The organism is Phycisphaerales bacterium AB-hyl4 (assembly GCA_041821185.1).
GTDB classification, from domain to species: Bacteria; Planctomycetota; Phycisphaerae; order Phycisphaerales; family Phycisphaeraceae; genus Natronomicrosphaera; species Natronomicrosphaera hydrolytica.
In genome coordinates this window covers 329,873-345,544 of the sequence record JBGUBD010000003.1, presented here as the reverse complement: position 1 = coordinate 345,544, position 15,672 = coordinate 329,873, and the positions used below count along the sequence as shown (strand labels likewise).

Sequence of the window (15,672 nt, the reverse complement as noted above, 5' to 3'; positions counted from 1 at the left end):
AAGTGCCGAAGCCGCGTGGTCGTATCAACTGTTCTGCAAACTCATGGAGCAACCCCACGAATCCGCCGGCTATTCCCGGCCATGTCCCAACGCAACCCGTTCGCACCGCTGGCTCGAAGTTTGCTAACCTGATTCACCATGACCCGCGAACGATTCACCATCGTCGGCATCGGCGAAGCCCTGTTCGACCTCTTCCCCGAGAGCCAACGCCTCGGCGGCGCTCCGCTGAACGTGGCCTTGCACGCCCATCAGCTGGCCCAGGTCCGTCAGGGCCGAGGCGTGCCCGTCAGTCGCGTCGGCCAGGATGAGCTTGGCCAACTGCTGATCGACCAGGTCAAAGAACGCGGCGTCACGACCGAGTTCATCCAGACCGACCCGGACAAGCCCACCGGCACGGTTTACGTCGATTTCGACGCCGACGGGCAGCCCACCTTTGATATCGTCCAGAACGTCGCGTGGGACGTACTATCCTTCGATTTCGACCTTGAAGACCTGGCTCGCACGTGTGCCGCGGTGGCCTTCGGCACCCTCGCCCAGCGGGACGCGCAGGCCCGCAACAGCATTTACCGCTTTCTCGACACCGCCCGGCAGGCGGTACGGCTGTTTGACGTCAACCTGCGACAGAACTTTTACGACGCGCGAATGCTCCGCCGCAGCTGCGAGCTGGCGACCGTGCTCAAGCTCAACGAGCATGAGCTGCCCGCCATTGCCCGCGAGATATACCTCGACGCGGCGGACGATGCGGACGCGATGGCGGCGGCGCTCATGAAGCAGTTCAAGTTTGACATGATCGTGCTCACCCGCGGCAAGCAGGGCACACGGCTGTACACGCCGCAGGGCACGGTCGATGGCGAGCCGGCGGAATACCCCGTGGCCGACGACGCCGACCCGGTGGGGGCCGGCGATTCCGTAGCCGCAGCGGTGCTGGTGGGGCGCGTGTTGCGGATGAACCCGCAGAAGATCGCGAACCTGGCGAACCATGTGGGCGCCTATGTCGCGGGTCAGCCCGGTGCGACGCCGACGCTGCCGGACGAGATATTGGCGATGGTCAAGGCGTAGCGTTTCAAGGTGTATACGAGGGTGGGGGGTATCCACGCCGACCAAGGCAGTGCAGCTTAAGCTGCACTGCCTGCCCCACCGACCCACCCAGCGCTGCTATACTGTTCCTTTTGCCCCCAGTTTCTCCAAGCATTCTGGAAACCGATACGATGACCTCCGCTCCCCATGCTGCTGACCAATCACGCTCCGCTGGCCGAACCAGCGCTCCGAACGTCGCCATCGTCGGCGTCACCGGCGCGGTAGGCCAGGAGTTCCTCCGCGTTCTCGAACAACGCAATTTCCCGATCGGCGAGTTGAAAATGCTTGCCTCGGCACGCAGCGCGGGCAAGAGCGTCGCCTTCCGCGACAAGACGTACACCATCGAGGAACTGACCGAAAAGAGCTTCAAGGGCGTCGACCTCGCGCTGTTCAGTGCCGGCGGTTCGATCAGCAAGAAGTACGCAGACGCCGCGGTCGCGGCCGGGGCGGTCGTGGTCGACAACTCGTCTGCGTTCCGCATGACGGAGGGCGTGCCGCTGGTTGTGCCGGAGGTCAACCCCGAAGCGATCGAGCAGGCGGGCATCAAGCTCGGCGAGAAGCCGGGCATCATCGCCAACCCCAACTGCTCGACGATCATCATGCTCGTGCCCGTCACGCCGCTGCACAAGGCGGCGAAGGCGAAGCGCATCATTGTGAGCACGTACCAGGCGGCGAGCGGCGCGGGCGCTGCCGCGATGGCGGAGCTTGAGCAGCAGAGCCGGGAAGTGCTCGAAGGCAAGCCCCCGACGATGGAGATCTTCCCGTTCCAGTATGCGTTCAACCTCTTCAGTCACAACTCCGACATGCAGCCGAACGGCTACAACCAGGAGGAGATGAAGATGGTGCACGAGACGCACAAGATCTGGAACGACGCGAAGGTGGGCGTGAATGCGACGTGCATTCGCGTGCCGGTGATGCGGGCACATGCCGAGAGCATCACGATTGAATTTGAGAACCCGATTGACGAAGCGACCGCTCGCGAAGTGCTGCGACAGTCGCCGGGCGTGTCGCTGATGGATGACCGTGAGAGCAATCGCTTTCCGACGCCGCTGGACGCGTCGGATCGGGATAACGTTTACGTCGGCCGAATCCGCACGGACCTGAGTGTGACGGACGGGCGCGGGTTGTCGCTGTTCGTATGTGGCGACCAGATTCGCAAGGGTGCGGCGCTGAATGCGGTGCAGATCGCGGAGCTGTTGCTTTGATGACGTTTCTGGCCGAGCGTCGACGATTGAGGTGGCCCGCCTTGTTATCTGCACTGCGACGACTACGATAGATGCTTCGATATGATTTGAATGTGAGGAGCCGATTACACATGCCTACCGATACTGAAACCCTTAATGTTGGCCCGAGCCCCGCGATTACCGACCAGGACCCCGATGTCTGGAAGGTGATTCGTGCCGAGCAGGAGCGCCAGGAATCCACGCTCGAACTGATTGCTTCAGAGAACCACACCAGCGCTGCCGTGATGGCCGCGATGGGCACGGTGCTGACCAACAAGTACGCCGAGGGCTACCCCGGCGCCCGCTACTACGGCGGATGCAAGTTTCACGACCAGATCGAAGACCTCGCCCGCGATCGTGCGAAGGAACTGTTCGGCTGCAAGTTCGTCAACGTGCAGCCGCACTCGGGCGCGAACGCCAACGTTGCCGCGTTTATGGCGTTGATGAGTCCGGGCGATACCGTGCTCAGCCTGCCGATCTCATCGGGCGGCCACCTCAGCCACGGGCTCAAGGTGAACTTCTCCGGCCACTTCTACAACGTGGTCGACTACCGCCTCGATCCCAAGACCGAAACCATCGACTACGACAACGTCCGCGAGCAGGCGATCAAGCATAAGCCGAAGGTCATCATCTGTGGCTACTCGGCTTACCCGCGCACGATCGACTTTGCGAAGTTCCGCGAGATCGCCGACGAAGTGGGCGCGTATCTCATGGCGGACATCGCCCACATCGCCGGCCTTGTCGCGGCGGGTGTGCATCCGTCGCCGTTCCCGCACGCCCACGTCGCCACCACGACCACACACAAGACCCTCCGCGGGCCGCGCGGCGGCATGGTGATGACCAACGACGAAGACCTTGCCAAGAAGATCGACCGTCGCGTATTCCCCGGTAGCCAGGGCGGGCCGTTGATGCACGTCATCGCGGCGAAGGCGGTCGCGTTCGGCGAAGCGCTCAAGCCCGGCTTCAAGGACTATGCCAAGCAGGTCATCGCCAACGCGGACGCGCTGGCCGAGGCACTCACCGAGGCCGGCTATCGGCTGGTGTCCGGCGGCACGGATAACCACCTGCTGCTGGTCGACCTGCAACCGCGGTCGAAAGACCTCACCGGCGCGGACGCCGAGAAGTGGCTGGAAGCGGCGGGCATCATCACGAATAAGAATGGCATTCCGAACGACCCGCGTCCGCCGAAGGTGACCAGCGGGTTGCGCCTCGGCACGCCGGCGGTGACGACGCGCGGCCTGAAGCGCGAGCACATGCAGCAGATCGCCGGCTGGATCGACCGCGTGCTCGTCTCCAATGGTGATGAGCAGATCACCAACGAAGTGCGCGGTGAAATTGTTGATCTGTGCAAGCAGTTCGCCATGCCACACTGAGCACGAGGTCGAAAGCGACGAAGGTGCAATCGAGTAATACTTGAAACTTAAAGCCCAGGGATGGCCATCCCTGGGCTTTGTTTTTGCGCGCGTAGGTCAAGGCGTATGAATGCGATTACAAGGGTTCATGCTTCGGCACGCCCGGTCGACGGGGGTACATGCCGGGTGTGGCGCGATCCTTGATGATGCTGGCGATCACCAGATCCTGCTTGAAATTGGGGGGGTAGGCTTCAAACACTTCCATGTCGCCTGCACCGAGGATGCCCAGGGCGTCGCCCGCGGCGGCGAGTTCCTGTTCGAGCTTCGGGCCTTTCATGGCGAGCACGCGGCCGCCGACTTTGACCAGCGGCAATGAATATTCGAGCACCTCGGTCATCGGGCCCACCGCGCGGCTGACGGCGATGTCGTATTGCTGACGATGCGCCGGGTCCTGTCCGAGCAGCTCGGCCCGCTGTTGGATGGCGCGGGTGTTGGTGAGGCCGAGCGCTTCGATGCATTCGTTGAGGAAGCGGACCTTCTTGCCGGTGGCTTCGAGGAGGGTGACGCGGAGGTCCGGGCGGGCGATGGCGAGCGGGATGCCGGGCAGGCCGCCGCCGGTGCCGATGTCGATGATGGTGGCGTCCTCGGCAACAGGCTCGAAGCCGGGCACGAGGGAGAGGCTGTCGATGATGAGCCGCCGCCAGGCCGCGTCGGGCTCGCGGACAGCGGTGAGGTTGATCCGCTGCGTCGTGTCGAGCAGGCGGTCGAGGTAGCGGGCGAGGGTGTCGAGTTGGCTCGGGTCGAGGGTGACGCCGAGCTGGCTCAGTTCATCGGTGACGAAGGCGGGGATGGCAGGCATGTTGGCGGGCTTTGCGGGAGGGTGTGAGGCTTCTCGATGGTGCGTTACGCGAACGCGATGATGAGGCGGGCGCGGTCACATGCGCATCGCGTCCTGTGCGGCGAGGGTCTTGGCCATGCGGATGCCATTGAGAGCCTCCATGCCGATGAACACAGCGAGGATGGTCAGCCAAATGCTTTCCCTGATGAAGAAGGCGTAGGATCCGCCGACAATCGCAAGGACGAAGCCGATGCTTGCGGCAATGTGCAGACTTCTTGCCCGACCGAGGCCGAACCAGAGGATGGCCTGAAGGGTCTGCCCGCCGTCAAGGGGATAAATCGGGAGCATGTTGAACACCAGCAGGAGGAAGTTCATCCATGTGACGATGGCCACGAAGCGTTCGAAAATGGTGAATTCGCGGAGGAGTTGTTGGGTAGCGGCAGCGTCGAACCAGGGGAATTCAAGCGGGTTGCCGACGAACGTGCCGAACAGCACCAGCGTTACCGGGACGAGCGCGACGTTTACCAGCGGGCCGGCGACAATGGTCCAGAGCATGGCGTCGGGGCGTTCGGGTGGGCGGACGAAGGCGATACCGCCCAGCGGCCAAAGGACGATGCGGTTGGCCTGCCCGCCGACGGACCGGCAGGCGAGGGCGTGGCCGAACTCGTGGAGGGTGACGATGGCGAACAGCGCCAGAAAGATGGCAACAGTGAGCACAGGGTCACCGAGAACGTTTAAGAACAGGACGACGGCAAGTAAGGCCCACCACGTCCAGTGGATGAACACATCAATGCCGAAGGCGCGGAACAGTCGTAGTGAGCCAGAGGTATCGGAAGTCATGGGGGGAGAGTATAGGCGAGTTGCGCGGTGACGTGGGAAGTTGAGGGGGTGGGGCGGGTGGCTTCTCTGGGGGAGTGAGCGGAGCGACTGAGGTCGCTCCGCCTTTTTGGGGCGGGTAAGAGCTAAAAGCAACCGGCCCGGCAGACGTCTGTTGGACGCTTGCCGGGCCGGTTGTGTTTGAGACGCTTTGGATGTCGGGTCAGATTCAGACGGCTTCGATCATGCGACGCCTGCGGAGGCGCTGACCGACGCCGAGCATGCCGAACAGGGCGAGGCCGCCCCATGCCGCGGCGGGCAAGGGGACGATGTTGGTGGTGACGAAGGCGTCACTCCAGTCGCTCTCGCCGTCCTGAATCGAGGTCACGTGGATGCCCAGCGAGAGATCGCCGAGGAAGTTGGCCTGCACATCGGCGAAGGTCTTGCCATCGGCGAGCTTGAGGTCAAAATAGGCCCATTCCCAAAAGTTGATGCCGTTGCTGGGGCCCGGGTTGTCTGCAGCCATGCCGAAGCTGACGTCGAAGCCGACGCTATTGCCGCCGGGCAGGTTGCTCAGGTTGCCGCCGGTGTCGGGGTTGCCGAAGTTGACACCCGAGGCGGCGTCATAGTGGCTGGCGGCGTTGAAGTCGCCGATCTCTGGAAGGAAGATGTTCTGGAGATCCTGAATGAAGATACGGGTGACGACCGCGTTGGTCAGGCCGGCGGTGACGTCGTTGTTATCGAGACGGAACCGGACGCGATCGCCCTGGTCCGACACGCTCAGCAGGAAGTTGTTCTCGGCGTTGATCGCGGCGTCGGCGTTGTCCGTGATGCGGCTGAAACTGAGCAGCAGTTCCGTCGCGGCGTCCGTTTCGTTCGCGTTAAACCCGATCATGCCTGCTGCAGCCACGGCGGCTACACCAAAACGGATAGCACTGGTCTTCATCATAACTTTCATCTCCATGTTTCTTTTCTGACCCCCCTAAGGGTCGTAGGTTGGTGCGAGCGGGATTGCGTACTTCAGTTTTCCGCGATTCCCATTGCGTAAGAATACCTCGGGTATTCCCCGGTGCAATAGGCATATCACATTCCTTATCAAAAATTATTACAGCATCTTGCGGTCTGGACGGGAGCACCCCGGGGGCGACATCGTACATCCGGCGGTTGCACCACAGTTTACATCGCGTTGCATCGTCGGCTGATGCTTTGAATGGCGACCTTCTGCCCTTATCCGCCCAATGCTTGCAGAAGGTTGCAGTTACCTGCCTTAACGCGCTGACTGTGTTTTGGCGGGGTGTGAGCGAGGTGAGATTGATAAACTGGCGGCGCTTCGACCTGACAGGAGCAGGGTATGGCGGCGTCGACATTGAGTCGTGGCGGGCGTGGCAGTGAGGCAGGCGAAGCGTCTGCGTCGCGGGGGGAGGCGGCGCTGCGCGATTTGTGTGGCAGGCTGTTTTACGAGCCGAGTCGGTTGGCGCAGACGTTGACGCATGCGATCACCGAACCGTTTCATATCGCCGGCCACGTTCACACGGACGTATTGCAACTAGACCTGCTGGTGGGTTGTGCGGGCGAGGCCTGGCTGGACGATTGTGCGGTGGGGCCGTTGGAGGGGTTGACGGCGTTGGTGGCGTATCCGGGGCAGCGGCATGGTTATCGGCTGGAGCCGGGGCCGCATGGGGGCGGCCGGGTGTATCACTTGAAGCTGACGCTGGAGCCGAGCGAGGCGGTGGTGCGCGAGCGACTGTTCGCCGGGCCGGTGACGGGGCTGGGCTCGAACGCGCCGCTGGTGGCGGCGTTCCGGGCGGTGACTCGGCTGGGGCTGGTGGCGCCGACGGGATCGTCGCCGTTGTTGCTGGTGCGGTTGGCGGAGTTGCTCTGTCTTTGGCCGAGCGATGCGACGGAGGCGGGGGCGTATGGCACGCCGTTGGACAGCGCGGATCAGCAGCAGCTTGACGATCGTTTGAGCGGGGCGTTTGAGTTGGTGGAGCAGCGGCTGAGCGATCCGCCGACGCTGGACGAGTTGGCGTCGGTGGCGCATCTTTCGCCACGGCATTTCGCCAGGCGGTTCCGGCAGCTGTGCGGGTGCACGCCACACGCGTATGTGACGGCGAGGCGGTTTGCGCTGGCGCGGCAGCTGCTGACGCAGGACCAGTTGAAGATCAGTCATGTCGCGGACGCGCTGGGCTTCGGCTCGGTGGCGACATTTTCGCGGTGGTTCACACAACACGCAGGCGTCAATCCGAGCCAGTATCGGCAGGACCCGACAGTGATGTAGATGGAATTTCTAATTGCTGATTTCTAATCGCTGATCGTATCGGCGTGGCTCCCCACAATCAGCAATCAGCGATTAGCATTTAGCGATTCCCACCGATCCGGGGGTTCCGCGCTTTGCCCATTATTGCGGCGAGCTTTATGATCTGAGGCTTGTTTGACTTCGCCTGGGCAGGATGCCGTGACGCATGAATATGACACAGACGCAACGCACGCAATGGCAGCAGGGTCGGCTTTTTGCTTGGGTCGGCTTATGGCTGGCGGCGGTGATGCTGGCTTCACCGACGGGGTGGGGACAGGATCGCTTCGAGTTGGGGGAAGAGGCCTGGGAACTGGAAGAGGCGGCGGACGCGGGCACGCCGGAGGGCCAGTTGCAGGCGGCGCGGCGGGCGTTGGCGGACGATCGGCCGGGCGAGGCCGAGCGGCTGGCGACCCAGTGGATTGATGCGCATCCGAATCATCCGCTGATGGTCGACGCGCGGATGGTGCGCGGCGACGCCCGCGTGGCGATGGGGCGGGAGTACCGGGCGCTGTTTGACTACGAGTATGTGATTCGCGTGTTCCCGGAGTCGCCTCAGTTTCACCGGGCGCTGGAGCGAGAGTTTGCGATCGCCAACCAGTTCACGCGCGGGCGTCGGCGGCATTTTCTGGGGATGCGCATCCTCACGGCGTACAGCGAAGGCGAGGAGCTGCTGATCCGCATCCAGGAGCGGACGCCCGGCAGCGCGTTGGGCGAGCGGGCGAGCCTGACGTTGGCGGACTATTACTACCGCGCGGGTGATAAGGGAGATGCGGCAGAGGCGTACGATCTGTTTCTGTTGAACTATCCGCAGAGCAACCGCCGGGAGCATGCGATGCGTCGGTTGATCATGGCGAACCTGGCGCGGGTGGCGGGGCCAGCGTTTGATCCGACGGGGCTGATCGAGGCGGGCGAACGGTTGCGGGTGTATCGGGAGGAATTCCCCAGTGGGGCCGAGCAACTCGGAGCGGATGCGCTGGAGATTCGCATCGAAGCGTCGCTGGCGAACAAGGATTTGCGGTCGGCCAGGTGGCATGAGCAGCGCGGCGAGCGGGTGAGCGCGGCGTATCTGTATCAGCGGGTGATGGCGGACTATCCACAGACGACCGCGGCGGTGGACGCTCAGCGGCGGCTTCAAGCATTGGACCTGCCTGTGAATCCGGGCCTGGCGGGGCGCGGGCGGCAGGCGGATGAGTCGGCGTCGGATCGGCCGGGCACGCAGGCCCCCCCGGACGCCCCGGAAACCCTTGAAGCCCCGGACATCGAAGCACCGGACACGACGCCGGAAGCGGCGGAGCCTCAGGTTCCGGAAGCTCCGGACGGGCTGGACGTGCCGGAGCAGGAGGGATTGCGATGATGCTGCGATGGGCGATGGCGGTGTGTTTGTGTGGTTTGCTCGTGGGCTGCGGCTACTCGCCGGAGGGCGTGTACGACGACCGGTATCGAACGGTGGCGGTGCCGATTTTCGAGAACCGCACGTTCTGGGAGCGGATGCAGTTTGATCTGACCGAAGCGGTGGTAAAGGAACTGGAGCAGCGTACGCCTTACACGGTGGCGCCTTCGGGCGTGGCGGACACGATTTTGCAGGGCTCGATCACGCGGGTGGAGCAGCGTCGGCTGTCGCGTCGGCAGGAAGGCGGCGTGCCGGATGAGATGGAGCTGACGATCACGGTCGATTTCGAGTGGATCGACCTGAGGTCGGGTGAGACGATCCGCGAGCGCCGGGGCTTCGAGGCGGTCGGGCGGTACGCTCCGACACGGCCTGCGGGCGAGCGATTTGAGTCGGGGCAACATGCTGCGGTGCAGCAGCTTGCCCGGGATATTGTCTCGACGATGCGTGCGGATTGGTAGTTCGGGAAAACCTACGGGCGACTCGCGTCGTACGGTAGGGTTGGAGCCGACTTCGCCGCGGGTGTTTTACCATCGACTAATCGGCCGCGGCACGGAGACAGCGTCGGCGCGGTGTGCTGGCAGATTTGTGCCACGGTGGGCCAATGCACACGCGCGACGCCGATTCTGCCGATGAAGCTACGGCCGTTCGGCAATGTGCCTAGAATGAGTATCGACCGGGATGGTCGCCCCCGCTCGGAGCGCTTCGGCTTTGCTCCGGGCAATGATTTAAGGACTGCTGGATGCCAGAACAGAAGGATCCAAACAACCAGGATCGCGATCAGAACGCTAACGGGCGGAACAAGCCGCGCCAGGGCGGGCCGGGCGGCTCGGGGCGTGGGCCCAACCAGCCGGGCAACGGTAATTTCATGTCTCGCGGCATTCTTGGATGGGTGCTGCTTGGCGGTTTGGCGATCGCGCTGCTGCTGTTGATGAGCAATCAGCAGAACCAGGCACAGCGGCTGACGCACAACGAGTTTTACAACCTTGCGGAGCGCCATCGCGATGAGGGTGGCGGCATTTTCAAGGAAGCGGTGGAGGTGCGCGACGACCGGATCGTGGCCGAGTTGACCGAGGCGGCGGCGGGGGAGTTGGATAGTCCGCCGAACAATCGGGTTTACACGACGATCAGCACGGACACGAAGGCGATGTTCGTGATGAACCTGCGCGAGCTGGGCGTGGACGTGGAGGAATCGCCGGGGGGCAATGCGCTGTGGTCTTTGATGATCATGTGGGGCCCGGTGCTGCTGATCATTCTGCTGATCTACTTTTTCGTGTTTCGATCGCTTCGCGGCGCGGGCGGTGGGCCTGGCGGGATGCTGGGCAACTTCTCGCGGTCGAAGCATAAGGTGATGAACAAGGAGCACTCGACGATCCGCCTGAATGATGTGGCGGGCATCGAGGAAGCCAAGGATGAAGTCAACGAGATCATCGAGTTTCTCAAGAACCCGAAGAAGTTTCAGCGGCTGGGCGGACGCGTGCCGCGCGGTGTGCTGCTGATCGGCTCGCCGGGCTGTGGCAAGACGCTGCTGGCCAAGGCGGTCGCGGGTGAGGCGGAAGTGCCGTTCTTCTCGATCTCGGGTTCGGACTTCGTGGAGATGTTTGTCGGCGTGGGCGCTTCGCGCGTGCGCGACCTGTTCAAGCAGGCGAAGGAGAGTTCGCCTTGCATTATCTTCCTTGACGAGATCGACGCGGTCGGCCGAAAGCGCGGCAGCGGCTTTTCCAGCGGCGGCCATGACGAGCGCGAGCAGACGCTGAACGCGATCCTCGTCGAGATGGACGGCTTCGACAGTTCGGATCAGATTATCGTCATGGCGGCGACGAACCGGGCAGACGTGCTGGACCCGGCGCTCACGCGGCCTGGCCGATTCGACCGTCAGATTCATGTGTCGCTGCCGGACATCAAGGGGCGGATGGAGATCCTCAAGGTTCACTCCAAGAAGATCAAGGTCAGCCCGGATGTGAACCTCGAACGGTTGGCGCGGGGGACGCCGATGTTCTCGGGTGCGGATCTGGCGGCGATCATCAACGAAGCGGCGATCATCGCGACGATGCAGGGTAAGGAATTCGTCGAGCAGGACGATCTTGAGGAAGCGCGTGACAAGGTCAAGTGGGGCCGGGCGCGCAAGAGCCACAAGATTGAAGAAGACGAGAAGAAGGTGATCGCGTACCACGAGGCGGGGCATGCGATCGTGATGTTTTACGACGACGACAGCGAGCCGTTGCACAAGGTGACGATCATTCCGCGTGGGCAGGCGTTGGGCACGACGTTCATGCTGCCGGAGAAGGATAAGCACATCATCTCGCGCAAGCAGTTGATTGCGCAGATGCGTGTGTGCTTCGGCGGTCGAATTGCGGAAGAAATGTGTACCGGCGATCAGTACAACGGCACGGCGGGCGACATCCGCCAGGCGTCGGCGATCGCGCGGGCGATGGTGACCGAGTACGGCATGAGCGAAAAGATGGGCTTCCTGCTCTACGGTGCTGACGAGAACCCCAGCGGTTATCCGGTTTCCGAGCGGAGCTACAGCGATGACACGGCCAGGATGATCGACGAGGAAGTCAAGAGCCTGATCGACGTGACGTACAGCGAAACCAAGCAGTTGCTCAAAGAGCATTATGACCAGCTTGATGCGCTGGCGAAGGCGCTTTTGAAGTACGAGACGCTGACGTACGACGAGGTGAGCAAGATCATGCGTGGCGAAACGCTGGACAAGGCGACCGTGAGCGACTTGCTGGAAGCAGAGCGTGAGAAGGCCAAGCCCGCCGAGGGTGGGACGATCCGCCCGGACAACGCGGGACTGGACAACGACACGCCGGGCGCGTGGCCGTCGCCGGCGTGAGTATGACGATGTGATGATGAAGAATTGTGACGCCCTGAGCAGGCCTGCGAGTTTTCACTCGTGGGCCTGTTTTTCATGGGTTGTTCGGGGCGACTGTCCTCGATTTGGCAGGGCGGGCAATCGTGATGGAACTTGGGCATGATACGGATGACCCATCAAACTCGGGCTCTGTTCTGTGTAGGAGGCTGACGCCCACGGATTCAATCCGTGGGCTTCGAGCGCACCCGTGATTCATGTCCGATCCGTATGAATTGCGAAAAAAGTTCAGGCCGTGGCACGCCGCGAGGTTGTCGGTAGAGATTTGTCAGGAATTGGTGTGATTTGATCGACTTGCAAGATTAATCGTGTTTCGGCTGCGGTACGGGGGTAGAATCTGCGGAAGCATCTCGTAGGGTGTTTCGCTGGTGATCGTGAGTGGGTGTTGCCGATTCGGGAGTGAGTAAGGATGAAGACCGTGACAACTGAGGCATCGGCCGACGCAGGCAAGGGGGCTCGGTGGGAGCCGTTTCCAGAGATCGACTTGAGGCAGTTGAGGGCGCTCACGGACGACACGGGCATTTTTCAGCACGCGCAATACGCCGTGCCGGATCCGCATCACGGCTACTGCATTGATGATAATGCCCGCGCCTTGATCGCCGGCCTGCTGCACGCCCAGCTTCGCGGGTATGACGAGCAGGTCGTCCCGATTCAGCGATATCTTTCATTCCTGGTCTACGCGTTCAACCCGGAGACGGGCAAGTTTCGCAATTTCATGGGGTACGATCGGCGGTGGCTTGAGCCGGTGGGCTCGCAGGACAGTCAGGGGCGGACGATCTGGGCGCTGGGGCTCGCGGCGCAGACGGCGCCGCTGGACACGTTGCGGGACCTGGCAAGCGACCTGTTTCGCCGGGCGCTTGGCAAGGTGGAAGAGCTTGCATTTCTGCGATCGAAGGCGTTCGCGGTGCTCGGGCTGGATGCGTACCTGCAACATGAAGCGAACGATCACGCGCAGCTGGTGCGCGATCGGTTTGCCAATGAGTTGTACGAAGCGTGGCGTGAGCATGCGGACGATGACTGGCCGTGGTGGGAAGACACGGTGACGTATGACAACGCGAAGCTGTCGCATGCGTTGCTGGTGGCCGGTCAGTCGATGGGGCGACCGGAGATGGTCGAGGCGGGGCTGAAGTCGCTGCGCTGGTTGCTGGATGTGCAGCGAGCGGCGGATGGGCATTTGAGCATCATCGGCAATCAGGGGTGGTTGAAGCGGGGGGCGGAGCGTGCGCCGTTCGATCAGCAGCCGTTGGAGGCGTATGCGCTGGTGGATGGTTGCCTGACCGCGGCGCAGGCGACGGGCGAACAGGATTGGGCGGACGAAGCATGGCGATGCTTTGAGTGGTTTCGCGGGCGTAATGACCTGAGTGTGTCGCTTTATCACGACCCGACCGGCGGATGTCAGGATGGGTTGGAGGCAGGCGGGCCGAACGCGAATCAGGGGGCGGAGTCGTCGCTGGCGTATCTGCTGAGCGTGCTGGAATTGCATCGGTTTCGCGAGCAACGGCGAGGGCGGATCGCGGTGGCAGGGCCGAAGACGCTGGGGTATGCGATCGTGGGGGTGAGCAAATTTGCTCGCTTCTGTCTGGACAACTACGGCGAGCTGGACGGCCTGAAGCCGGTGGCGGTGTGGAACCGGACAACGTCGAAGGCGAAGCAGCTTGCCGACGAACGCGGGCTCAAAGCGTACGACACGTTGGAGCAGATGTTTGATGATCCGAGCGTGCACGTGGTGCATATCGCGACGATTCCGTCGCTGCACGCGGAGCAGGCGATCGCAGCGCTACGGCGAGGCAAGCATGTGTTATGCGAGAAGCCGCTGGCGACGAATCTTGTCGATGCGCAGCAGATGATCCAGGCAGCGGCGGAGCGCGACCGCCAGCTTGGGGTGAACTTCATGATGCGCTACGGGCCGCTGGCGTTGCCGGTGCGCGAGCTGCTGAAGTCGGGTGTGCTCGGTTCGCCGATTCGGGGGGCGTTTACGAATCGGGCCGGCGACGCGGGGCTGCCGAAGGAGCACTGGTTCTGGGACGAGCAACAGAGCGGGGGCATCTTTATCGAGCATGGGGTGCACTTTTTCGACCTTGTCGGATGGTGGCTTGGGGATAGTGATGCGCAGGTGCAGCATGCGACGCGGTTGCGTCGGCCGAACGCGGACGTGATCGACCAGGTGACTTGCGAGGCGCGCTACGGCCAACAAACCACGGTGAGCTATTACCACGGCTTCCTTCAACCCACACCGCTGGACGAGCAGGACTTCCGCCTCGTCTGCGAGCGGGGGCAGCTGACCTTGCGCGGTTGGGTGGCCCATACGCTGGAGGTTGAGGCGCTGTTGGATGAATCGGGGCTGGAGCAGTTGAAGCAACTGCTGCCTGGCGCGGCGGTCACGCCGATCGAACGGCTGACGGGCGACGCCAGAGAGGGTAAGGCCCGGTGGCATGACTGGTCGGCGACGGGGGTGTATCGCGTGAACTGGCAGCCTGAAGGGGCGGATGGGCAACATCTATATGGCCAAGCCCTTCGTACTTTGATGAATGATCTGATCGATGCAATTCGTCAGCCGGGGCATCGGCCGCGCGTCAATGCGGCGGATGGTCGGGCCGCATTGGAAATGGCGGTGAACGCGGACCGCCATGCGAAAGGGATGGGATCATGATCGACGAGCAGGCGGCTGGGGGGAAGGCAATCGGCTACGGTTTGATCGGCGCGGGCAGTTTCGGGCAGTTCGCCTGCACCAAGTATCAAGAGCTTGACGCGGTTCGCCCGATTGCGTTGGCGGATGAGAACCGTGAGGCCGCAGACCGCGCCGCAGCATCGCTGGGAATCGAGGCGAGCGAGAGCGTCGACGCGCTGCTCGCTCGCGATGACATTGATCTGGTGCACATCGCGACGCCGCCTTTCACACATCGGGAACTGGTGACGCGGGCGCTGGAAGCGGGCAAGCATGTGCTGTGTGAGAAGCCGCTGGCGACGAGCCTGGCCGACGCGGAGATGATGATCGACCTGGCCGAGTCGAAAGGGCGCATTCTTTCGGTGAATCTCATCATGCGGTACGACCCGCTATGCGAGACGATGAAGCGGATCATCGAGTCGAAACTGCTTGGCGAGCCGGTGCACGGCTTTTTTGAGAATTACGCCAAGGATGAACCGTTGCCGCCGGAGCATTGGTTCTGGAAGCAGAACCTCAGCGGCGGGATTTTCATCGAGCATGGCGTGCACTTTTTCGACCTGTTCCAGTGGTGGCTTGGCGAGCCGGAGATCGTCGCGGCGCAGCAGATCAAACGGGGCGGTGCGGATTTGATCGAACAGGTGCAGGCGACGGCCCGCTATGGCGAAGGCGTGCTGGTGAACTTTTATCACGGCTTCACGCAGGCCACGCGTATGGATCGGCAGGAGATGCGGCTGGTGTTCGAGCGCGGGGCGATCAGCCTCGACGAATGGGTGCCGACGAGCATGACCATCGACTGCATCGCGACGCGCGACCAGGTCGACGCGATGGCCGCGATGCTGCCCGACTGTCAGATCGAAAACGTCGCCAGCTACACCGGCGAAGATCGAAAAGTCACCTCGCGACACAAGTCTTATGAAGTGGACGGCCACTACCGCCTCTACGGCACCACCGGCATGACCAAGGACGAGCTGTACGGCCACGTTTTACAGCAACTGCTGCTCGACCAGATCCAGGCGATCAACGACTCATCCCATCAGCGACGCGTCAGCGAGCGCAACGGCTACGGCTCGCTGCACGCGGCCGTCACGGCGGAACAGCTTTCCCGACACGCCGTGCCGATGTCGTCGGAGCGGTGATGTG

The 15,672-nt window shown here is 62.8% G+C and carries 12 protein-coding genes; 9 read left to right on the top strand and 3 right to left on the bottom strand.

What is annotated here, in order from left to right; translation table 11 throughout:
• Positions 1 to 138 precede the first annotated feature (138 nt).
• From ACERK3_06055 to glyA, 3 genes are all read left to right on the top strand, one after another.
• Positions 139 to 1,059, top strand: a complete 921-nt coding sequence (locus ACERK3_06055; GenBank protein MFA9477857.1) for a carbohydrate kinase — start codon at positions 139 to 141, stop codon at positions 1,057 to 1,059.
• Positions 1,060 to 1,208: 149 nt separating this feature from the next.
• Positions 1,209 to 2,282 carry an aspartate-semialdehyde dehydrogenase gene (locus ACERK3_06050; protein ID MFA9477856.1) on the top strand — a complete coding sequence of 358 codons (1,074 nt, stop codon included), beginning with the start codon at positions 1,209 to 1,211 and terminating at the stop codon, positions 2,280 to 2,282.
• 110 nt (positions 2,283 to 2,392) lie between these two features.
• Positions 2,393 to 3,673 carry a serine hydroxymethyltransferase gene (glyA, locus tag ACERK3_06045; GenBank protein MFA9477855.1) on the top strand — a complete coding sequence of 427 codons (1,281 nt, stop codon included), beginning with the start codon at positions 2,393 to 2,395 and terminating at the stop codon, positions 3,671 to 3,673.
• 115 nt (positions 3,674 to 3,788) lie between these two features.
• Here the strand turns inward: glyA and rsmG are convergent, their stop codons facing one another.
• From rsmG to ACERK3_06030, 3 genes are all read right to left on the bottom strand, one after another.
• The gene (rsmG, locus tag ACERK3_06040; GenBank protein MFA9477854.1) at positions 3,789 to 4,511 is read right to left on the bottom strand and encodes a 16S rRNA (guanine(527)-N(7))-methyltransferase RsmG; all 723 of its coding nucleotides are present in this window, start codon (positions 4,509 to 4,511) and stop codon (positions 3,789 to 3,791) included.
• Positions 4,512 to 4,586: 75 nt separating this feature from the next.
• On the bottom strand, positions 4,587 to 5,330 hold the full coding sequence (locus ACERK3_06035) for a site-2 protease family protein (protein ID MFA9477853.1): 744 nt from the start codon (positions 5,328 to 5,330) through the stop codon (positions 4,587 to 4,589).
• Between the two features lie 205 nt (positions 5,331 to 5,535).
• A complete protein-coding gene (locus ACERK3_06030; GenBank protein ID MFA9477852.1) occupies positions 5,536 to 6,255 on the bottom strand; it encodes a hypothetical protein in 720 nt (239 codons plus the stop codon).
• Positions 6,256 to 6,657: 402 nt separating this feature from the next.
• On the opposite strand from ACERK3_06030, the gene ACERK3_06025 reads away from it, so the two are divergent.
• The 6 genes from ACERK3_06025 to ACERK3_06000 all read left to right on the top strand — a co-directional run bounded on the left by ACERK3_06025 (position 6,658) and on the right by ACERK3_06000 (position 15,668).
• A complete protein-coding gene (locus tag ACERK3_06025; GenBank protein ID MFA9477851.1) occupies positions 6,658 to 7,584 on the top strand; it encodes a helix-turn-helix domain-containing protein in 927 nt (308 codons plus the stop codon).
• Between the two features lie 184 nt (positions 7,585 to 7,768).
• Positions 7,769 to 8,956: an outer membrane protein assembly factor BamD gene (bamD, locus tag ACERK3_06020; GenBank protein MFA9477850.1), complete on the top strand. Its 1,188-nt coding sequence runs from the start codon at positions 7,769 to 7,771 to the stop codon at positions 8,954 to 8,956.
• A complete protein-coding gene (locus tag ACERK3_06015; GenBank protein ID MFA9477849.1) occupies positions 8,953 to 9,450 on the top strand; it encodes an LptE family protein in 498 nt (165 codons plus the stop codon). The genes bamD and ACERK3_06015 overlap by 4 nt, the downstream gene beginning before the upstream one ends.
• Positions 9,451 to 9,731: 281 nt before the next feature.
• On the top strand, positions 9,732 to 11,831 hold the full coding sequence (gene ftsH, locus ACERK3_06010) for an ATP-dependent zinc metalloprotease FtsH (GenBank protein MFA9477848.1): 2,100 nt from the start codon (positions 9,732 to 9,734) through the stop codon (positions 11,829 to 11,831).
• Positions 11,832 to 12,285: 454 nt separating this feature from the next.
• Complete coding sequence (locus ACERK3_06005; GenBank protein MFA9477847.1) at positions 12,286 to 14,517, top strand: Gfo/Idh/MocA family oxidoreductase; 2,232 nt, start codon at positions 12,286 to 12,288, stop codon at positions 14,515 to 14,517.
• Entirely contained in the window at positions 14,514 to 15,668 is a 1,155-nt protein-coding gene (locus ACERK3_06000; GenBank protein ID MFA9477846.1) for a Gfo/Idh/MocA family protein, read from the top strand. The genes ACERK3_06005 and ACERK3_06000 overlap by 4 nt, the downstream gene beginning before the upstream one ends.
• The last annotated feature ends 4 nt before the right edge of the window (positions 15,669 to 15,672 follow it).